20 protein-coding genes and 1 pseudogene are annotated in these 17918 nt (G+C 49.9%); 6 read left to right on the forward strand and 15 right to left on the reverse strand.

What is annotated here, in order from left to right:
• The 4 genes from FPL14_RS00680 to FPL14_RS00695 are packed head-to-tail and all read left to right on the forward strand — an operon-like array spanning nt 1 to nt 2674.
• Nucleotides 1-597: a bifunctional transcriptional activator/DNA repair enzyme AdaA gene (locus tag FPL14_RS00680; protein WP_182301215.1), complete on the forward strand. Its 597-nt coding sequence runs from the start codon at nt 1-3 to the stop codon at nt 595-597.
• Complete coding sequence (locus FPL14_RS00685) at nt 581-1114, forward strand: methylated-DNA--[protein]-cysteine S-methyltransferase (protein WP_182303783.1); 534 nt, start codon at nt 581-583, stop codon at nt 1112-1114. The genes FPL14_RS00680 and FPL14_RS00685 overlap by 17 nt, the downstream gene beginning before the upstream one ends.
• A gap of 5 nt (nt 1115-1119) precedes the next feature.
• Complete coding sequence (locus FPL14_RS00690; RefSeq protein WP_182301216.1) at nt 1120-1833, forward strand: 2OG-Fe(II) oxygenase; 714 nt, start codon at nt 1120-1122, stop codon at nt 1831-1833.
• A gap of 22 nt (nt 1834-1855) precedes the next feature.
• Complete coding sequence (locus tag FPL14_RS00695; protein WP_182301217.1) at nt 1856-2674, forward strand: SPL family radical SAM protein; 819 nt, start codon at nt 1856-1858, stop codon at nt 2672-2674.
• Nucleotides 2675-2683: 9 nt separating this feature from the next.
• Here the strand turns inward: FPL14_RS00695 and FPL14_RS00700 are convergent, their stop codons facing one another.
• From FPL14_RS00700 to FPL14_RS00740, 9 genes and pseudogenes are all read right to left on the reverse strand, one after another.
• Nucleotides 2684-3370, reverse strand: coding sequence for a DNA alkylation repair protein (locus FPL14_RS00700; protein ID WP_182301218.1), 687 nt, complete (start codon nt 3368-3370; stop codon nt 2684-2686).
• A gap of 24 nt (nt 3371-3394) precedes the next feature.
• On the reverse strand, nt 3395-4012 hold the full coding sequence (locus FPL14_RS00705; RefSeq protein ID WP_182301219.1) for a DNA-3-methyladenine glycosylase family protein: 618 nt from the start codon (nt 4010-4012) through the stop codon (nt 3395-3397).
• Between the two features lie 165 nt (nt 4013-4177).
• Nucleotides 4178-5029, reverse strand: a complete 852-nt coding sequence (locus tag FPL14_RS00710) for a hypothetical protein (protein ID WP_182301220.1) — start codon at nt 5027-5029, stop codon at nt 4178-4180.
• A 39-nt stretch (nt 5030-5068) separates the two neighbouring features.
• Nucleotides 5069-7512, reverse strand: a pseudogene (locus tag FPL14_RS00715) (heavy metal translocating P-type ATPase).
• A gap of 151 nt (nt 7513-7663) precedes the next feature.
• On the reverse strand, nt 7664-8296 hold the full coding sequence (locus tag FPL14_RS00720; RefSeq protein WP_182301221.1) for an NAD(P)/FAD-dependent oxidoreductase: 633 nt from the start codon (nt 8294-8296) through the stop codon (nt 7664-7666).
• 113 nt (nt 8297-8409) lie between these two features.
• Complete coding sequence (locus FPL14_RS00725; RefSeq protein ID WP_229263924.1) at nt 8410-8778, reverse strand: thioredoxin family protein; 369 nt, start codon at nt 8776-8778, stop codon at nt 8410-8412.
• A 49-nt stretch (nt 8779-8827) separates the two neighbouring features.
• Complete coding sequence (gene tatA, locus FPL14_RS00730) at nt 8828-9004, reverse strand: twin-arginine translocase TatA/TatE family subunit (RefSeq protein WP_182301223.1); 177 nt, start codon at nt 9002-9004, stop codon at nt 8828-8830.
• Nucleotides 9005-9031: 27 nt separating this feature from the next.
• Nucleotides 9032-10225 carry a ZIP family metal transporter gene (locus tag FPL14_RS00735; protein WP_182301224.1) on the reverse strand — a complete coding sequence of 398 codons (1194 nt, stop codon included), beginning with the start codon at nt 10223-10225 and terminating at the stop codon, nt 9032-9034.
• Nucleotides 10226-10245: 20 nt separating this feature from the next.
• Complete coding sequence (locus tag FPL14_RS00740; RefSeq protein WP_220471199.1) at nt 10246-11289, reverse strand: multicopper oxidase domain-containing protein; 1044 nt, start codon at nt 11287-11289, stop codon at nt 10246-10248.
• 351 nt (nt 11290-11640) lie between these two features.
• On the opposite strand from FPL14_RS00740, the gene FPL14_RS00745 reads away from it, so the two are divergent.
• Nucleotides 11641-12279, forward strand: a complete 639-nt coding sequence (locus tag FPL14_RS00745) for a rhomboid family intramembrane serine protease (protein WP_182301226.1) — start codon at nt 11641-11643, stop codon at nt 12277-12279.
• Here the strand turns inward: FPL14_RS00745 and FPL14_RS00750 are convergent.
• From FPL14_RS00750 to FPL14_RS00775, 6 genes are all read right to left on the reverse strand, one after another.
• On the reverse strand, nt 12227-12658 hold the full coding sequence (locus FPL14_RS00750) for a universal stress protein (protein ID WP_182301227.1): 432 nt from the start codon (nt 12656-12658) through the stop codon (nt 12227-12229). The two genes, FPL14_RS00745 and FPL14_RS00750, sit on opposite strands and share 53 nt — an antisense overlap.
• Before the next feature lie 32 nt (nt 12659-12690).
• The gene (locus FPL14_RS00755) at nt 12691-13185 is read right to left on the reverse strand and encodes a hypothetical protein (protein ID WP_182301228.1); all 495 of its coding nucleotides are present in this window, start codon (nt 13183-13185) and stop codon (nt 12691-12693) included.
• Nucleotides 13186-13370: 185 nt separating this feature from the next.
• Complete coding sequence (locus tag FPL14_RS00760) at nt 13371-14204, reverse strand: sulfurtransferase (protein ID WP_182301229.1); 834 nt, start codon at nt 14202-14204, stop codon at nt 13371-13373.
• Between the two features lie 19 nt (nt 14205-14223).
• Entirely contained in the window at nt 14224-15528 is a 1305-nt protein-coding gene (locus tag FPL14_RS00765) for an LLM class flavin-dependent oxidoreductase (protein WP_229263733.1), read from the reverse strand.
• A 214-nt stretch (nt 15529-15742) separates the two neighbouring features.
• Entirely contained in the window at nt 15743-16015 is a 273-nt protein-coding gene (locus FPL14_RS00770; protein ID WP_182301230.1) for a hypothetical protein, read from the reverse strand.
• A gap of 140 nt (nt 16016-16155) precedes the next feature.
• Nucleotides 16156-16722 (reverse strand): hypothetical protein, encoded by a 567-nt coding sequence (locus FPL14_RS00775; protein WP_182301231.1) that lies wholly within the window; start codon nt 16720-16722, stop codon nt 16156-16158.
• Between the two features lie 223 nt (nt 16723-16945).
• Here FPL14_RS00775 and FPL14_RS00780 point away from each other — a divergent pair, with 223 nt between their 5' ends.
• Nucleotides 16946-17878 carry a cation diffusion facilitator family transporter gene (locus FPL14_RS00780; RefSeq protein WP_182301232.1) on the forward strand — a complete coding sequence of 311 codons (933 nt, stop codon included), beginning with the start codon at nt 16946-16948 and terminating at the stop codon, nt 17876-17878.
• The last annotated feature ends 40 nt before the right edge of the window (nt 17879-17918 follow it).

A 17918-nucleotide genomic window follows, 5' to 3' on the forward strand; every position in this document is an offset into this window, starting at 1 on the left:
ATGGGACATACCGTAAAATTAACGGAAGATAAATGGCAGGCCATTGTGAACAACGATGCATCCTTCGACGGACAGTTTTATTACGCGGTTAAGACCACGGGTATTTTTTGCAGGCCCTCCTGCAAATCTAGACCGCCCAAAAAAGAAAATATCGGCTTATTCCAAACCGCGGAGCAAGCTTTATCTGCCCGTTATCGCCCTTGCAAGCGATGTAAACCGACCGGGCAACGGCTGCCGGATGACGAATGGGTCGGCTTAGTTACGACTTATATCGAACATTACTATCGCGAGAAGCTAACCCTGCAGCATCTGGCCGACATGAGCCATGGCAGCCCCTATCATTTGCATCGGATTTTCAAGAAAGTCCAAGGCGTCACTCCGGTAGAATACATCCAACGGATTCGGATCGCCGCAGCCAAGGAACTGCTCGCTTCGACGGACAAATCCATTGCCGAGGTCGGCAAGGAAGTCGGATTGCCTGGCGCTCCCTATTTCATAACTTTGTTCAAAAAAAGAACCGGCCTTACTCCGGAAGCTTATCGCAATAACCGAATCGATCCAATAAAGGAGTCAAACGATGATGAACGATCAAACTAATATTACCGTCTACTGGACAACTTTAACATATCGGAATTGGAACTTGCACCTCTCGGCTACTAACGAAGGATTGTGTTACGTTGGTTCTCCCGATCAGCCATTGCAGCAATTAGCCGATTGGGTTCATGCCCGTTTCCCGGGCAGCCGGTTAATACGGGAAGACGAAAAGCTTAAGCGCTATGTTGACGAGATAATCGAGTATTTGGAAGGGAAGCGCGTAAAATTCACGATGCCCCTTGATTTCCGAGGTACTCCGTTCCAACTCGCCGTCTGGAACGCCCTAAGCGATATCCCTTATGGTCAAACCAAATCTTACTCCGATATTGCCGAACGGATTCGCAAACCCGCGGCGGTTCGAGCCGTAGGCGCTGCCATAGGGGCTAACCCGGTACTCATTACGGTTCCATGCCATCGCGTCATCGGGAAGAACGGAGCATTGACGGGATATCGGGGCGGTATGGAAATGAAAACGAAGCTGTTGGATCTGGAAAAAGCAACCTTACCGGAAAAGAGGTAGATTCCATGTCGGAGCAATTGGCCGAACGAATTGAACGGCTTGATTGGACATCGATTCAGTTCAGCTTGGACGAGAACGGTTACGCGAAACTCCCCTCATTGCTTAGCACATCTTCATGCGAGGAACTCATCGGCACTTATGGAGAACAAGAACGATTTCGCGCGACGATCGATATGGCCCGTTACCGGTTTGGCATCGGGGAGTACAAATATTACGACGTTCCCCTCCCTTCCTTGCTAAACCAGCTTCGCGAGGGATTGTATCCCGAGCTCGCGAAGACAGCCAACCGATGGCTCTCGCGGCTTGGACTATCTGCCCTGTACCCGTCCAATCTGTCACAGTTTCTGGAGCATTGCCACAAGGAAGGGCAGACGCGTTCTACCCCATTGATCTTGAAATACGAGACCGGCGGCTATAATTGTCTGCATCAAGATTTGTATGGGGATGTCGCTTTTCCCTTCCAAGTCGTGTTCGCCCTCAACCAAAGAGGCGAACATTACTCCGGAGGCGAGTTTCTGCTTGTCGAGCAGCGGCCGCGGGCGCAAAGCCGGGGACACGTCATTACGCTGGAGCAAGGCGAAGGGCTGATTTTCCCAACCCGATATCGCCCGGTATCCGGCTCCCGAGGTTATTATCGAACAACTCTTCGCCATGGCGTCGGTACGATCACTTCCGGGTCAAGATATAGCTTGGGCATTATCTTTCACGATGCGAAATGATGCTTAATTGAGGGAGCATACAATGAACACGCAATACTTATACAAAACGCCGAAAACGTTGCTAAATAAAGGAACCGGCTTCCTTAGCGGTTATAGCCACTCTCTTAATCCTTACACGGGTTGCTCTTTCGCTTGTTCCTATTGTTACGTTAGGCAGATGCCGGTATCGATATTCCGCGGCGCGGAATGGGGAACATGGGTCGACATCAAGCAAGATGCGGCAATTGTGTTCCGTAAGGAACTGCGGAAAGCCAAAACGAAAGGGCCCGTTACCCTCTTCATGTCATCGAGTACCGATCCTTACCAGCCCATCGAACACAAAGAACGAATTACTCGCTCTTTATTAGAGGTAATGGTCGGCGATCCGCCCGATTTCTTGCTCGTTCAGACTCGAAGCCCGCTTGTCAGCAGAGATATCGATCTCCTGTTACGTCTCGAGGACAAGGTTCGAGTAAGCATGACGATCGAGACCGACCGGGAGGACATTCGCAAAGTTTTTACTCCGGAAGCCCCTCCCTTAGCGGCAAGGTTCAAAACCCTACGATTGCTGGCCGAAGCAGGAGTTCCGACTCAAGCAACGATAGCCCCGCTGCTCCCTAGCAGCGAGGCATTTGCGGAAAAGTTGCGACCATTGGTTAATCGGGTATGCTTGGACGATTATGTTATGGGTGACGGCAGCGGAGGCAAACGAACTCGAGCTTTAGGATTGCATGCTTTGTATGAAACGATAGGATTGGAGAAGTGGAATGAACCGACGGCTTACCGTGTCGTGTACGAGAGGCTGCGGCAAGTATTTAACGAAGACGAGATCTTTATCAGCCAAGCGGGTTTCGAGCCCTGATTCCTCTTGTTATTTGCGTTTCATCCCGCGGATGATCGCTTTCGTAGGTTGATCGACTCGCGTTGACTCGGTAATTTTTTGCAAAGCTTTGTTATACGTGAAATCATCCAATGAGCAAGGGGATGTCAAATACGCCATGGTCGGCTCAGGCAAGATCACGTAACAGATCGAGATCGCCCAAGCGACCGCCATCTTGACGTAATAGCCGTCATGCTTGATCGCATCCAATCTTTGCAGCACCCGATCGATGTATTCCTTTTCCACGTAATAATCCAGTAGCATGACCACGCCAAACCGGATTTCATATTCTTTATCGGACGATAAGTAAATCTGCAGGAAATCCCACACTCGGTCTTTGTTCGTCTTCGTGAATTTAAGACCGATGCAGAAGCTGTCGCAGACGGACCAATTGTCCATTTTCGGCACAAAATCGGCGATCGCACGAAGCATTTCTTCAATGTCCGTTTGCAAGTATCCAATGACCATCCCCTGCAGCATCGCTTCCTCGAAGTACTCGCTCTCCGCATGCCGGAGATATGTGCGCCAATCCCCTTTCGCGATGGATCGCGCAAGCTTGCGCAGAGCGGGCAGCCGAACGCCTAACACATTGTCTATGTTCGGGATGAGCGCGGCGGCGAATTTCCGATACTCCGGCTCCGCTAGTTCCAATAACTGTTTTTTGATCGTATTTTCCATCAAGTGCTTTCTCCTAAACGATAATTATTGAAATGAAATTTCCCACAAGTAGATAGAAGCAATAGAACCTAACGGCGAGTACCCTCGACGATAGCGTTCAAATTGCTCCTTCGACAAATTATCAAGGCCGTACAGCTTCATCATTCCTCGGCGTATGGCGATATCTCCCCAGCTGACGACGTCCCGTCGTTCCATAGCGTTGATTAACAACATTTCCGCCGTCCATTTGCCAATTCCGTTTAATGACGATAATTTCTTGATAACCTCTTCGTCGGGTAACCTATGCAACTCATCCAGATCTAGAGTACCTTGGACTACGGACTGTGAAATTTGCTGAATACATACGGCCTTTTTCATCGTAATTCCGCAGTTTTGGATTCGGTCGGCCGTTATCTGTGCCATATTGCGAGCAGTAATTTCGCCTAGTTGCTCCTGCATTCTTCCCCATATCGTATGGACTGCCTTAGCCGAGATTAACTGACCGACGATGGCATGGACGAGCGCGGCGAACAAATCGGGAATGATGACCCGCTCCACCTTGCCCATTCGCTTTATTGCCGCTCCCAACCGAGAATCGGCGCGGGCTAACGATTCCATCTCTTCCAGCCCGTAATCGAAATACTTTGTCTTGACCGTCGGCACAACGATACCCCCCCGTCAGCATAAACAGTTCTCTTACTATACCGCAAAATAAGCAAAATGTACGGACAATCGAATATTAAGACAAGATAACGAAATCGATATACGAAAAAAAGCCGACCCTTAGCTATTGGCATAACTAAGGGTCAACCGCGGTAAATAACATGTTTATTCGACTTCTACGACAAAAGCACTGACGAACGTCTTCCCGTTGCGTTGGAATTGCCCCCAAATTTTATAGATGCCCGCTTGCGGGAAAGTCGTCATGAATTTCGCGTCGGGGCCGGACGCCTTCTCATCCATCGGGTGAACATGCAAGTACCGCTCCGTATCTTCGCTCAAGATAACGACATGTCCGACTGCGCCCAAGTAAGGCTCCAAATCCGTAATCGGTTGTTTATTGGACGCATCCGTGAGCTTAAAGTCCAATTCAAACTCTTCGCCCGCTTGCGGATGATCGTTCTCCAGCGTAACCTCAACCCCGTCTACGACGACGGAATGCGCTTCCGACGGCCTGATCGGAGCCTCTTCCCCGGAAGAGCCCGATACTTTAATCCACTCCGATTGAGTCGTTGCCGTATCGCCGGTCGGATTATAATCCGCGATGAGTTTGTATTCTCCTCCTGCCGGGAACTTCGTCTTCACCTCGAACTCGCCTTTGCCTTTGTATTCAGGATGGAGATGATCGAAATACGACAAATCTTTGCTTACGAGGATAAGGTGAAGCTTCTTCTCATGGTTGATATCGAATTGCTCGACCGCTTTCCCGTCCAACGTCTGAATTCGAGTCGTAATCGTTAGCTCTTCATTCGATTGCGGAGTTTCAGACGACCATGTCCATATCGCTTTCGTCTTGGACGTCTCCTCGCCTGCTTGCTCCCCGTTTTGCCCTTCATTATGCTCCTCGTTATGCTTCTCTTCATGCGCTCCATGACCGCCCGATACTTGAGCGTCTTGTTTACCGCAAGCGGTCAAAGCTAACATAACCGCCATCAAACCTATGAAAAATATTCGTTTCATACGATCCCTCCAACAACATCTTAACGCTTTTGCGTAATATTATACTTTTGCTCTTTGCAGGCGTAACGCGTTCAAGACAACGGATACGGAGCTTAACGCCATGGCCGCGCCGGCCAACCACGGAGCAAGGAACCCGAGCGCCGCGATCGGAATGCCGATGACGTTGTATGCGAGCGCCCAGAACAGGTTTTGCTTCACGTTTAACATCGTTTTTTGCTCATTGCGATAGCATCGGGAATACTGTTCAAATCTCCGCGCATTAAGGTGACGTCCGCGGCTTCCATGGCCACGTCCGTTCCCGTTCCGATCGCCATGCCGATATCGGCGGTGGCAAGCGCCGGCGCATCATTGATTCCGTCGCCGACCATAGCGACTTTCTTCCCGCTTTGTTGCAGCTTCTTAACCTCGTTAGCTTTGCCGTCCGGCAACACTTCCGCAAGCACGTGGTCGATTCCTACTTGGCCGGCGATCGCTTTCGCCGTACGTTCATTGTCGCCGGTCATCATCACGACTTGCAGGCCGAGCTGCTTCATTCTGGCGACGGCCAGCTTCGACGTTTCTTTGATCGTATCGGCGACGGCGACCATTCCCGCGTACTGTCCGTTAACCGCAACTAGCATCGCCGTTTTCCCTACGGACTCCAGGTTGCTCATTTCCTCGAAAGCCTTGTCCGCGTTCACTTGATATTGCGCCATCAATTTCCGCGTACCGACGAGCAATTTGTTTCCTTCGACGGTAGCTTCGATACCGTAACCGGGAATCGCTTGGAACGATTCCGTGGACGGAAGCGTGATTCCTTGCTCCACGATACCTGCCACGATCGCTTCCGCGAGCGGATGCTCGGAGTTCTTCTCCGCGGCGCCTACCCAGGACAACAGTTGTTCCCGATCATAGCCTTGTTCGATTCGAACGTCGGTCAGCTCCGGTTTCCCTTTCGTAACCGTACCGGTTTTATCCAATACGACGGTTTGAACGTGATGAGTCGTTTCCAAATGCTCTCCGCCCTTAAACAAAATGCCGAGTTCCGCGGAGCGGCCGGAACCGGCCATGATCGATGTAGGCGTTGCGAGTCCGAGAGCGCACGGGCAAGCAATGACGAGAACCGCGATCGCTTTCTCCAGCGCTTCCGCGAAAATTCCGGGTTCTACCGCGAAGTACCAGACCAAGAAAGTCAGGACCGCGATCGCGACGACGATCGGAACGAATATTCCGGAGATGACGTCGGCCACTCGTTGAATCGGTGCTTTGGAGCCTTGCGCTTCCTCGACGACTTTGATGATTTGGGAGAGGGCGGTTTCTTTGCCGACTTTCGTTGCTTTGACTTTAAGAACTCCGTTTTTATTCAACGTTGCCCCGATCACTTGATCGCCGGCACGCTTATCGACGGGAATGCTTTCCCCGGTCAGCATCGACTCATCGACTGCCGAGGTTCCATCGAGTATCTCTCCGTCTACCGGCACTTTTTCGCCGGGTTTGACTAGGAATACGTCCCCGGCAACTACATCTTCGACCGGAATGCTGATTTCCTGGCCGTCCCGAATGACGATAGCCGTCTTAGCTTGCAGGCCCATCAATGCCTTAATGGCTTCTGACGAACGGCCCTTCGCAAGCATTTCGAATACTTTGCCAAGCAAGATCAACGTAATTAGAACGGAACTCGTCTCGTAATACATTTCGACTTGGTGATGGCCGTGCGCGTTCAACGATTCGATCGTTAAGTATAAGCTGTAGAAATACGCGGCCGACGTTCCTAAGGCAACGAGTACGTCCATATTCGCGCTGCCGTTGCGCAATGCTTTATAAGCGCCGATGTAGAATCGGCTGCCGATAATGAATTGAACCGGCGTGGCCAGAGCTAATTGAAACCACGGATTCATGAACGTCTCGGGTACCCATATCCACTGAGTAAAGGAGAAGTGGCCAACCATCGCCCATAGAAGCGGCAAAGAAAGAATCGCCGATACAAGCAATCTCAGTTGAAGCCGACGAACTTCTTTTTTCTTGCGGTCGCCTGCGCCTTCGTTCGCTTTTTCGCTCTTCGGTTTCGCTTTATAGCCTAATTGTTCGACTTTCTTCATCATGTCCGCCGAACTGACTATCGAAGGGTTGTATTCAACGTGCGCGGTTTCGAGCGCCAAATTAACGGAAGCTTTGACTCCGTTTAACTTGTTAAGCCCTTTCTCGATTCTCGTTGCGCATGCTGCGCAGGTCATGCCTACGATATCGAAATCAATCGTTTCTTTGACCGTACCGTAACCTAAATCTTGAATTTTCTGCTCCAGTTGCGCCATATTGACTTGCGAAGGATCAAAGTTTACGGAAGCTTGCTCCATAGCGAAGTTTACGTTTGCTTGTGCGACTCCTTCTATTTTATTTAATCCTTTCTCGATTCGATTGGCGCAAGCCGCGCAAGTCATACCTGTAATTTGCAACGTAACTTGCTCGGTCGATTGTTCCGATACTGCTTGAGTAGCGCTGCTCATGATCCTCACCTTTTCCGTCGGAATTCCTTATAATTGATATATCACCATCATGCCCCAGTAACGGATTTACATTATGCGACATGATTTCCTATGCTGCATTACTTTCTCATTTAATCGATAACGCAATATTACTATACCCCCCTATAGTATGTCAAGGCGAAAATTTTTTATCCGACAGCTTCCTCAAATCGTCCAATCCGATCCTATTTATGAAACGATTGAACTTTTCTTTGCCCTTCGAATGAGCCCGATAATGTTGGATAATTCTTTGAATGGCGGGAATGACATCCTCTTCCGCGAGCTTAGTCAGCAATAACTCGGCAAAAACCGGCTTAATTCCTTTCACGTCCCCGCCTGCGTACAAGTCGAACGTATCCCGCATCTTCACGACGGAAATCTCTTTCGTTAGCGGCTCGCTCGTTCCGAGCGCGCATCCGGCATAACCGATCTTAAGCGGAACAGGCACCTCTAGACCGGAAATCGCTTCGTCCAGTCTCCGCGCGAAGGACAATCCCGCTTCTTCCGCTCCTTTGCAAAAGTTGCAGGCTTGCAAACTCTTCGTCACGAAACCAGTAGGCAACACCCTTAGGCCGCTTTGAATCAGTTCCTGCTGCGCGTCCTGTAATCGTGCCGTATCTACGGAGACGTATAATTGTTTGAAAGGCGTCATTTCAATCGTAGTGCCGGGTTCGGCGGCGGATCCAATCAGAACGAGCTGCTCGGGACGGAACAGGGTTCCGCCCGTATTCATTGAAGACGTAACCGCGATTCTGGAATGAGACATGCTAGTATCACTTCCTTTTCTTGATTGTTTTTATAGTATACCCCCCTACCCTATATTGTCAACATGATTTTAAGCATATAATTGCCGTTTTATCTAGTAACGCAATATAAGGGTTAAAGAATTAGCTGATCTAAGGCACCTGTTAACGTTTCTTTTGGCACGAACCCCGTCACTTTCCCTACTAACCGGCCTTGCTTGTAAATAAACAATGCAGGCAAGCTCATCACTTCCATTTTTTCCGTCGCATACGATTCGGAAGCGACATCAACCATAGCTACCGTCAACTTATCGGCATATTTTTGCTCGATATCCTCTAGAATAGGCTTCATTTGTTTGCATAGGGTGCACCATTCTGCCCAAAACTCCACTAAGACGGCATCCTTTTCGGCTACCGTTTGTTCATAATTTAGATCCGTTAAATGTAAGATCGACATCATTTTCACCCTAATCTTTCCATTATATACCCCTATAGTGTATACCATATCGATCAATAAAAAGCCACCTTCCGCTGAACGGAAGATGGCTAATCTCTTATTTGTTTTTCGGTACCGCTTCTTCTCCTTCAACGAGCTCCTTCGTCCCCGATCGGAATTCCCTGAGCGTCGTCCCGATCGCTCTCCCCAGCTGCGGCAGCTTCGCGGGACCGAAAATCAGCAACGCGATCAAAACGAGAAGCAAAATCCCCGTCCATCCGATGTTTAAAGGCATACGATTACCTCCTCTTCCGCTAACGGATTAAACGCTCACGAAAAGCGCCGTTACGTACATCAATACGATCCCAAGCGTTAAGCTGGCCAAGTTCGTCCAGGATACCGCGGGCTTACCGTTCTTTGCAGCCTCTTTGACGATCATTTTGCCGATAACGTAGATGACTTGAATGATCGCGCCAGCACCGATGCCGAAGAACATCGCCGCTAACGTATCGTTAAAGACGAATCCGCCGACCCAAGTTCCGACGATCGCGGGAGCGCCCGCCACGAGCGCTAATGCCAAGAACGTTCTCCACGTCGGGCTATCCTTCAGAAGCGGTGAAGCAATCCCGACACCCTCCGTAATATTGTGCAGCGTGAAGCCGATGATCAAGAACGTTCCAAGAGCCGCTTCCCCGGCCGCGAAAGCAGCGCCTATCGCTAGTCCCTCGCCTAGATTGTGAAGCCCGATTCCTCCTGAGATTTTGTATGCGACTTGTTTTCCGTTAGAATTGCTTCTCTTCTCGCTAGCCTGATCCAGCGCAAGCAAGAACAGGAAGCTTAGCAGCGCTCCGAACCAAACGAGGGCCGTTCCATGGAACACTCCCGGCGCTTCGGCTCCGAGTTCCAAGCCTTCTTGCAAGGTGTCCACGACAAGGAAGAACAATAATCCTACCGTTAGAGCAAGCACGCCTTGCATTCCTCGATCGGAGAACCTGCGCAGAAACGGGAACCACAATAAACCAAGTCCGATCGGTACGACACCGACGTAAAATCCGATTAAGGCGTATTGGGCAAAACGGTCCGCGTCAGCTACCGGGGTTAACGCCGCTACGGCCACGTCGCCGGTAAAAATGAGCCCGTTCGTCGTAATGAGCTTAATGGAATACGGATCGCCTTCAACCCAGCCGTAAGGAATGGAAATTTCCGTCTGACCGAGACGCCCGATCGTAGAACTCGGATGAAAATCCGCGTTCCAGAATGCGTCGTTCACGATTACCTGAGCAATCGTTACCTCCTCCGGTCCGGAGTTCAGCACCTTAACCTTGAACCCTTCTTCCGTAAGGGTAATCTTCTCCACGTTCAACGCTTCGATCGGAGCAACGGGTTCATCCTTGATCCCCGTTCCTAGGCTAGACAACATATAAATGATAACGGCAAGCAATACCAAGGGGATCGCTCCCCACAACCATACCATCCTTGCAGGCTTTGTTTTATGAATCGTCGCTTCTCCCTGCATCGGTACATCCTCCCTTCTTATCATTTGGCTTCGAAGAAGCCCATCCATCCAAGCTCGGCGAATTCGCTTTGATGCGCATGGAACATATATTTACCCGGTTCGGGGAACACGATCTCCAGAATGCCTCGTTGTCCTTGGCATTGCATAATCGTATCCGTTAGCACAGGCCTCGCGTCAGGATCTGCGCCGACTTCGTAATACTTAAAGAAGTTGGCATGCAAATGAAAGGAATTAATCAAGTCGAACTCGGTCAAATTGCTTAAATAAATGCGAACGAGTTCCCCCGCTTTGACTTCGATAGGCCGTGCTTGGAATGCGAAAGCATACCCGTTCACCGTGTATATTTCGTTCTCCCCATCCAAATCCAGATCGAAACCGTTCATGACCATGTTAAGCTCTCGCGCCTGAACTCTCGCTTTCTTCGGATCGATGATGAAGTTGCCGTATAATCCTTTGTGGATATGTTTGGCTAGCGGCGGGATGTGACAATGATAGATATGCAAGCCTGCCGGCCTCGCTTCGAACTCGTAAGTAAATTCGGAACCGGATTGTACAGGTTCAATACCGTCCATTGACGGAGGGTGAATGCCGTGGAAATGAATCGAGTGAGGATGCTTGGAGCCGTTCCAGAACTTGACGCGGACGATATCGCCTTCCGTACAGCGAATTGTCGGACCTGGGATCGTCCCGTTATAGGCCCAGCCGGGAAACTTAATCCCATTGGCGATCTCCACTTCCGTATCCATGGCGACGATCTCATAATCTCTAACCGTTCGGCCGTCGGCTCGGGTACTGACTTTCCCGTAATCGAACTCCGTCAACGCTCTTATCGCTGCTTCTAATCCTTTCGTTTTCTTCGTTCCGGGATCGTAGCCATGAGTTATCGTTTGATGCCGCTGGCTTTGCATCGCCGAATGGAGCTCGTGCTTATCCATCGCCTTAACCGTCTTGCCAAACCATGTGCTTGGATTTAATAACGCGCCGCCAATGACGCCAAGAGTACCCGCCGCCCCCCATTTCAACACTTCTCTTCTGGAAACCGGCTTTTGGGGATCGAATGTCATTCCGAGCATCCTCCATTCTTTTCTTAGGGCAAGTAATTTTACCTAATGCAACTTATTTGATAAAAAAATATATTATGGATGCGGGACAAAATGTTGCACAAGGGAAAATTCTGAAGTAACTTAACTATATTCCCTTTGACTAAATTTGTAAACCATATTTCTTATGAGTTCGCAACCGACAAAAAAAGCCCGCGACTACCGCGCAGCGACAGCTCCTTTGCCTTCCGCAACCGAACCGATGAAGCGAAATAAAGCGCGAAATCCCCATTCTTTCCTTGAAAATTCGTGTAAAATGATAAGGACTGTACCATAAGCGATTAACTATCGTTCTATTCTTGAGGAGGAGTTAAAATGATGTTTCTAAGGTACGAAAATTTCCGGAGCTACCTCCAGCTTTATCCGATAACGACAATCATTCTGGCCGTCAATCTCATCGTTTTTTTGTTGGACTTTCTTGTTCTCGATAGGCGGCTTACGATCTGGGGGGCGTTCTACCAAGAACCGGTATTAGATCGCTACGGGCTAAGCGAACCGTATCGGTATTTGTCCTCTATTATTCTTCATGCGGGCTGGGACCATCTGTTGTTCAATTGTTTCTCGACCTTGGTATTCGCTCCGCCTCTGGAGAGAATGCTGGGACATTTGCGTTATTTGCTTTTCTATTTGGCGGCGGGAGTAGCTGGCAACGCGTTAAGCGCTGCCATCCACGCGGGTACCGAGTATGGCTCGGTCGGTGCTTCGGGGGCTATTTACGGAGTATTCGGGGCGTATTTATTCCTTGCCGTATTCAGAAAAAACGATTTAGACGAAGCCACTCGAAAGACGATATACGGCACATTGGCTTTCGGTCTGATCTATTCCGTGTTATCCCCCGCCATTAACGTCTGGGCTCACGTCGGAGGCGGCGCGGCCGGGTTTGCGATGATGGGCGTCTTTCTCATTTTACGATCAAAACGGGGATCCGCGCTTGTTGAACGACGTGATGACTAACGCTGCCTAGCATCCATTCTTTCAAAGCTCCCAATCCGCGGTTGCCCATCACGATCAAGTCGCATGCGTGATCGTTCGCGTAATCCAAAATCGCCGTTGCCGGATGACCCTTCAATACCGCAACGTTCGCATAGGGTAAACCTTCGATTTGCCCCGTTGCCTGTTGAACGAGCGCATCCTCGTACTCTTTCCATTTTTCCTGATAGCTTTCCGGTAACACGAGTCCGTAGGATGCGATCGTGTATGCGGGACGGCTTGCGACATGCGCAACCGACAGTCTGCACGCTTGTTGGTTTTCGGCGATTTTGACCGCATGGGACAATGCTTTGACGGAAGCTTCGGAACCGTCGTAAGCGGCTAAAATATGATGATATTTCATGGCAATTCCTCCTAGTGTCGGCTGTGATTAGTTTATGTCAATTCCAGCATGATTTCTTCTTCCTCTTGAAAACGGTTTTTAAGTATCGCATAGGCTTGTATCAAATAAGAGGTCATCCTGCAGGCCTCGTCTTGTTTAATGGGGAAGGTCGCCTTTTCAAGGGTTTGAACGAAAGCTTGAATGGATCTTTCGGCTAGCTCATATTCTTGGTCCATCAAGGAATATAGATCGGGTTCCGCGCCCAGTAACCATGCGGCATGAGGAAACAACTCGGATTTCTCCCATAACGTGTGGTCATTCCAATCTTTAATGAAATGCTTCACATGTTCGTTTAACGCGATGATTTCACGATTCAAGAGCGATTCTTCTTTGCCCTTTCTTACCAAGCACGCTTGCTCGAAGATGTCCTGAAGCTCCTCTTTCAGCAAGCCATGCTCATGCTTTGCCCTATTAATAGAACATTCGAGCACCCTATCGCGGATATCGGTTACGGCTATGTCGGTCTCCATCGGGACGAATGACTTCACATCAGATCACTCCTATACCTGTATTGTGAATTCAGTGTAACTCTCGGATTCCGATTATTGTGTGAAAAAAATCACGATGTAACAAACTGCTCATAACTTTAATGAGAATTAGTGAACTTAAAAGGGAGCCGCGTCCGAAGATCGATCACCTTCTTCGTACACCGGCTCCCTTATGCGGGCTACACTTATGTCTCGATCTCCGTATCGTCCGAGTTGCCCCATTCGTCCCAAGAACCTTCATACGGGCGCACGTCGGAGTATCCGAGCAACCGCAGCACGAAATACGTATGCGCGCCGCGCTGATTCGACTGGCAATAAGGAACGATAGTGTGATTTCCGCTTACTCCGGCGGATTCGAAGTCGCGCTTCAAATCCGAATAGCTCTTAAAGCGGGTAACCCCCTTCTCGTCAACCGAGTCGAGCGCGTCTTTCCATTCCTTGTGTATCGCTCCGATTAGATGACCGCCCTTCCGATTGGAGCGCTTGTCTTCTCCGGAAAATTCCTCTGTCGAACGAACATCCAATATAATCGCGCCTTGAAGACCGGTTTGAAGATCGGTTTTGTAGATAGCGCCGCGTTCGTTCGAGACGACTTCTATTGAAGAGGGGCTGACGACGGGAGTATCGACAGAGGTCGGCTTACCTGCGGCGACCCACGCCGCATACCCCCCGTTCAGCAACTTCACCCGATCCTTCAAACCGAACACTTCCAATACGTAGAATACCCGAGCCGCGGCAACTCCTGCCCCGTCATCGTATACGATAACGGTACTCTTTTCGCTAATTCCCCTAACTTCCAAACCCTTACGAAGGTCATTCGCGGAAACGAAGCCATAATGCTTATCGTCCTTCAATTCCTTAACGTTAATAGCGATTGCGCCAGGAATATGCCCTTTCTCGTAACCGTTCCCTCTCGCGTCCAAGAAAACGACGTTCTGCGTGTCGAGATTTTGCTCCACCCAATCGATATCGGTAATTAAATGGCTGTTCGGATAGCCCTTATCGGTTGTCGTTGTCACATCTATTCCTCCTTAACGTCTATTGAACGCTAGCCAGCCCCAGGTTTTCGCGTAGCGTATTTCCTTCGTACGATTCGGGAAACAGTCCTCTGCGTTGCAGCTCGGGAACGACCGTCTCCAAAAATTCATCCGCCGACAATTGCGGCATAACGCTGAACCCATCCGCCGCGCCGCTCAAAAACCAATGTTCCATCAGGTCCGCGATTTGCGTCGGCGTACCCGCGATGCTCAGCTGCCCGCTTCCGATCCAGTGCTTCTCCAACAACTCCCTGATCGTCGGCTTTTTCTTTTCCACGATCTTCTTAATCATATGATTGAAAGTTTGATAGGCGTTTACTTCGCTAGAATCGGGCAGTTCGGGAAACGGATCGTCCAACGAATATTGGGAGAAGTCGATACCGAGCAGATTGGAGATGGACATGACCGCCCGTTCGATCGAGCCTAGCTTTCGCAGCTCTCTTGCTTTCCGTTCCGCCTCTTCTTGGGTTGCTCCTACGACGACGTGAAGACCCGGCAACACTTTGATGCTGTCCGGAGACCGCCCCGAAGCAGCGGTTCTCGTCTTAATGTCCTGGTAGAAGAGCTTAGCATCGTCTATCGAATTCTGAATCGTAAAGATGAGCTCCGCGTATTTAGCCGCCAAGCTTCTGCCCGAATCGGATGCGCCCGCCTGAACGAGCAACGGTCTGCCTTGAGGAGAACGCATCACGTTAAGCGCTCCGCGAACGGAGAAGTGCGTCCCCCGATGATGAATATCCCGTACCTTGCCCGGGTCCGCGTAGACGCCGGAGGCCTTATCCTGTACAAGCGCATCTCCGTCCCAACTATCCCACAGCTTGAGAGCGACTTCGGCGAACTCCGCGGCTCTCTCGTATCGCTCGGCGTGCGAAGGCAATGTTTCCAAACCGAAGTTATAAGCCGTACGTTCCACGCCGGTCGTTACCATGTTCCATCCCGCTCGTCCTCCGCTTATATGATCAAGCGACGCGAATAGCCTTGCCACGTTATACGGCTCGTTAAAGCTTGTGGATACGGTGGCGATCAGTCCGATTTTCTCTGTAACCGCGGCAATAGCGGATAGCAAAGTAAGCGGCTCGAACCCTAGGATCGGACCGTGCTGAACGGCTTTAGCCTCGATTGAAAGACCATCGGCGATGAAGAGAGAATCGATCCGAGCGGCTTCCGCTCTCCGGGCAAGCCGTTGAAAGTACTTTACGTCATGGAATTCCTCGACGTTGGTGCTCGAATGGCGCCAAGCCCCTTTATGGGAGCCTCCATTCTGCACGAACAGATTCAGAATCATTCTACGGGCGTTGTCGCTCAACTTCTTCACCTTCTCCGTAATGGAATGGAATCGTTTTTACTATTGTAATGATAGACGAGCCATTTTGTAAACTATTCTTAGTGAAATAGTCGGATTAAAATGAGTTTTCCGTCTATTCCCAATTCGTTGTCCATTGGCTAATGGTACAAGCAATCTAGGACGAGTTTACATATTCTGATTTCAGACGGAGGAAAAGGAGGTGGCGTGATTGAAACTAGTTAAGATCTCCAGCTACGACAAACAAAAATCCTGCGGGTGCGACAAACACAAATCTTGCGACAAACACAAATCTCGCGACAAGCACAAATCTTGCGGCCATGACAAATCCAAATCCCAACACAAGAGCAAATCCTGCGGGCATGACAAATCCAAATCCCAACACAAAAGCAAATCCTGCGGCCATGACAACAAATCCCGCAGCAAGCACCATGTGCTGTGCAAATGCTTCTATTGCGTGAAGAAGAGACAATCCCATCCTAGCGGACACTACCGCCCTCGTTCGTGGCTCTGAGTAAAAGTTAACGCGCAAAAGTCCGTACTTGGTACGGACTTTTGTCATAGCCGAAACGACTCTCGAACAAGGATAATGAAAAGACCAACCCGCGAAGGTTGGCCTCGTTCGGCCGATTACAACAGGCCGGACAGTCGAATGTTCAGCCTTGCCGCCACGCCCGCCGGATCGGCCGGAGAACGCGGTCCGGTAAAGTTGAAAGCGACGATAACGATGTCGTTGAATCCGCGGCGCAGGAAGCTTGTAATGTTGAAGTTGCGTCCGGGATTGAAAAATGCCGGAGTGTTCTGCGGAGCATCGTATACGACGATACGGCCATTGATGAGAACTACCGCGTAGTTGTCGACGGACAAGAACAAATTCCCGCTAATGATCGCTCTTCTGGTCGATAAGGTGAATCGTCTCGAAACGACGGCGAATTGACTGCTTGGATCGCGAACGCTCCATACATAGTCGGCGTCATTGACTTGAACCCACGCAGGGTCGCGAGCGATCGGCAACGCGTTAAACCACCTGTCGTCGGTTCCGATAGTCACGTTGCGTTGACTGATAACCGCCGTTCTTTTATGAAACCTTGCTACGCGGGATTTATAGATCGACATGATTCTGCTTCTCGCCATCCCTTTGCTTCTCGCTAATTTGATGACTTTCTTAGGGATAGCAGCGCTTCTGCGAACGACCATTCCATCCTCTCCTATCATGCATAAGTTAATCTTGCATAATAAGATATGTCCGAAACTAGAATCCGTAAGTGTACGAGCCTTGAGTCAAGTGCGTATTATTGCGAGTTAGTAATGATTATCACTTCCGTTATCCATACATTGTTCATTTGCCTATTCCTCAACGGTGTGCAATTATTTATATTAAGTATAATATTATAATTATTATAATTAGGAGGGTTCAAAGATGAACGCCGACTTCCATCACCTTGACCACGTCAAAGAGCAGAGCACGTCGAAGAAAACGCTTTGGATCACTTTAATTCTCACCTTGATTTTTACCGTTATCGAAGTGATCGGCGGCGTGCTGTCCCAATCTCTGGCTTTGATCTCCGATTCGGCGCATATGATTTCCGACGTTCTCGCGTTAGGCCTTAGCATGTTCGCCATCTACATGGCCACGCGCAAACCGAACGAGCACTACACGTTCGGCTTCCTGCGTTTCGAGATCATCGCTTCTTTCCTTAACGGTCTTGCCCTTATCGTCATTGCCGCATGGATCTTCGTGGAAGGCATCAAGAGAATGATCCATCCGCAGCAGGTCGATCTGACTATGATGCTCGCGATAGCGACGATCGGACTAATCGTGAACATTACGCTTACCCTCATTCTGTCCCGCAGCATGAAGGCTGAAAATAACTTAAACGTAAAGAGCGCGCTATGGCACTTCATCGGCGATTTGTTGAGCTCGATCGGCGTTATCGTATCCGCAATACTGATCCGCTTCACCGGTTGGCAAGTGCTGGACCCGCTCATTAGTATGGTGATCGGAGGAATTATTTGCGTCGGAGGTTACAAGATCATCCGAGAAGCTTATCTCATCCTAATGGAATCGGTACCGGAAAAGTTCGACTTAAACGAAATTCGCGCGGAGCTCGCCCTTATCGAAGGCGTAGAAGACGTTCACGAGATGCATCTGTGGGCCATATCGACGGAGCACTATTCGCTTACGGCGCATGTATTCGTCCGGGCGGATATTCAGCCCTTCTGCGTCATCCTGGCGGTGAACGAGATGCTTAAAAGCAAGTACGGCATCGGTCATTCCACGATACAGATCGAGCATGCGGCGATACACGACCACGGCGAGTACGGAAAGCGATTTTTATTGACTCATGGATAACGAAAAGGGGACCCCAGCGGGTCCCCTCTTTGGAATGGGC

Origin of the sequence: Cohnella cholangitidis, from assembly GCF_014107495.1 — a bacterium.
GTDB lineage: Bacteria > Bacillota > Bacilli > Paenibacillales > Paenibacillaceae > Cohnella > Cohnella cholangitidis.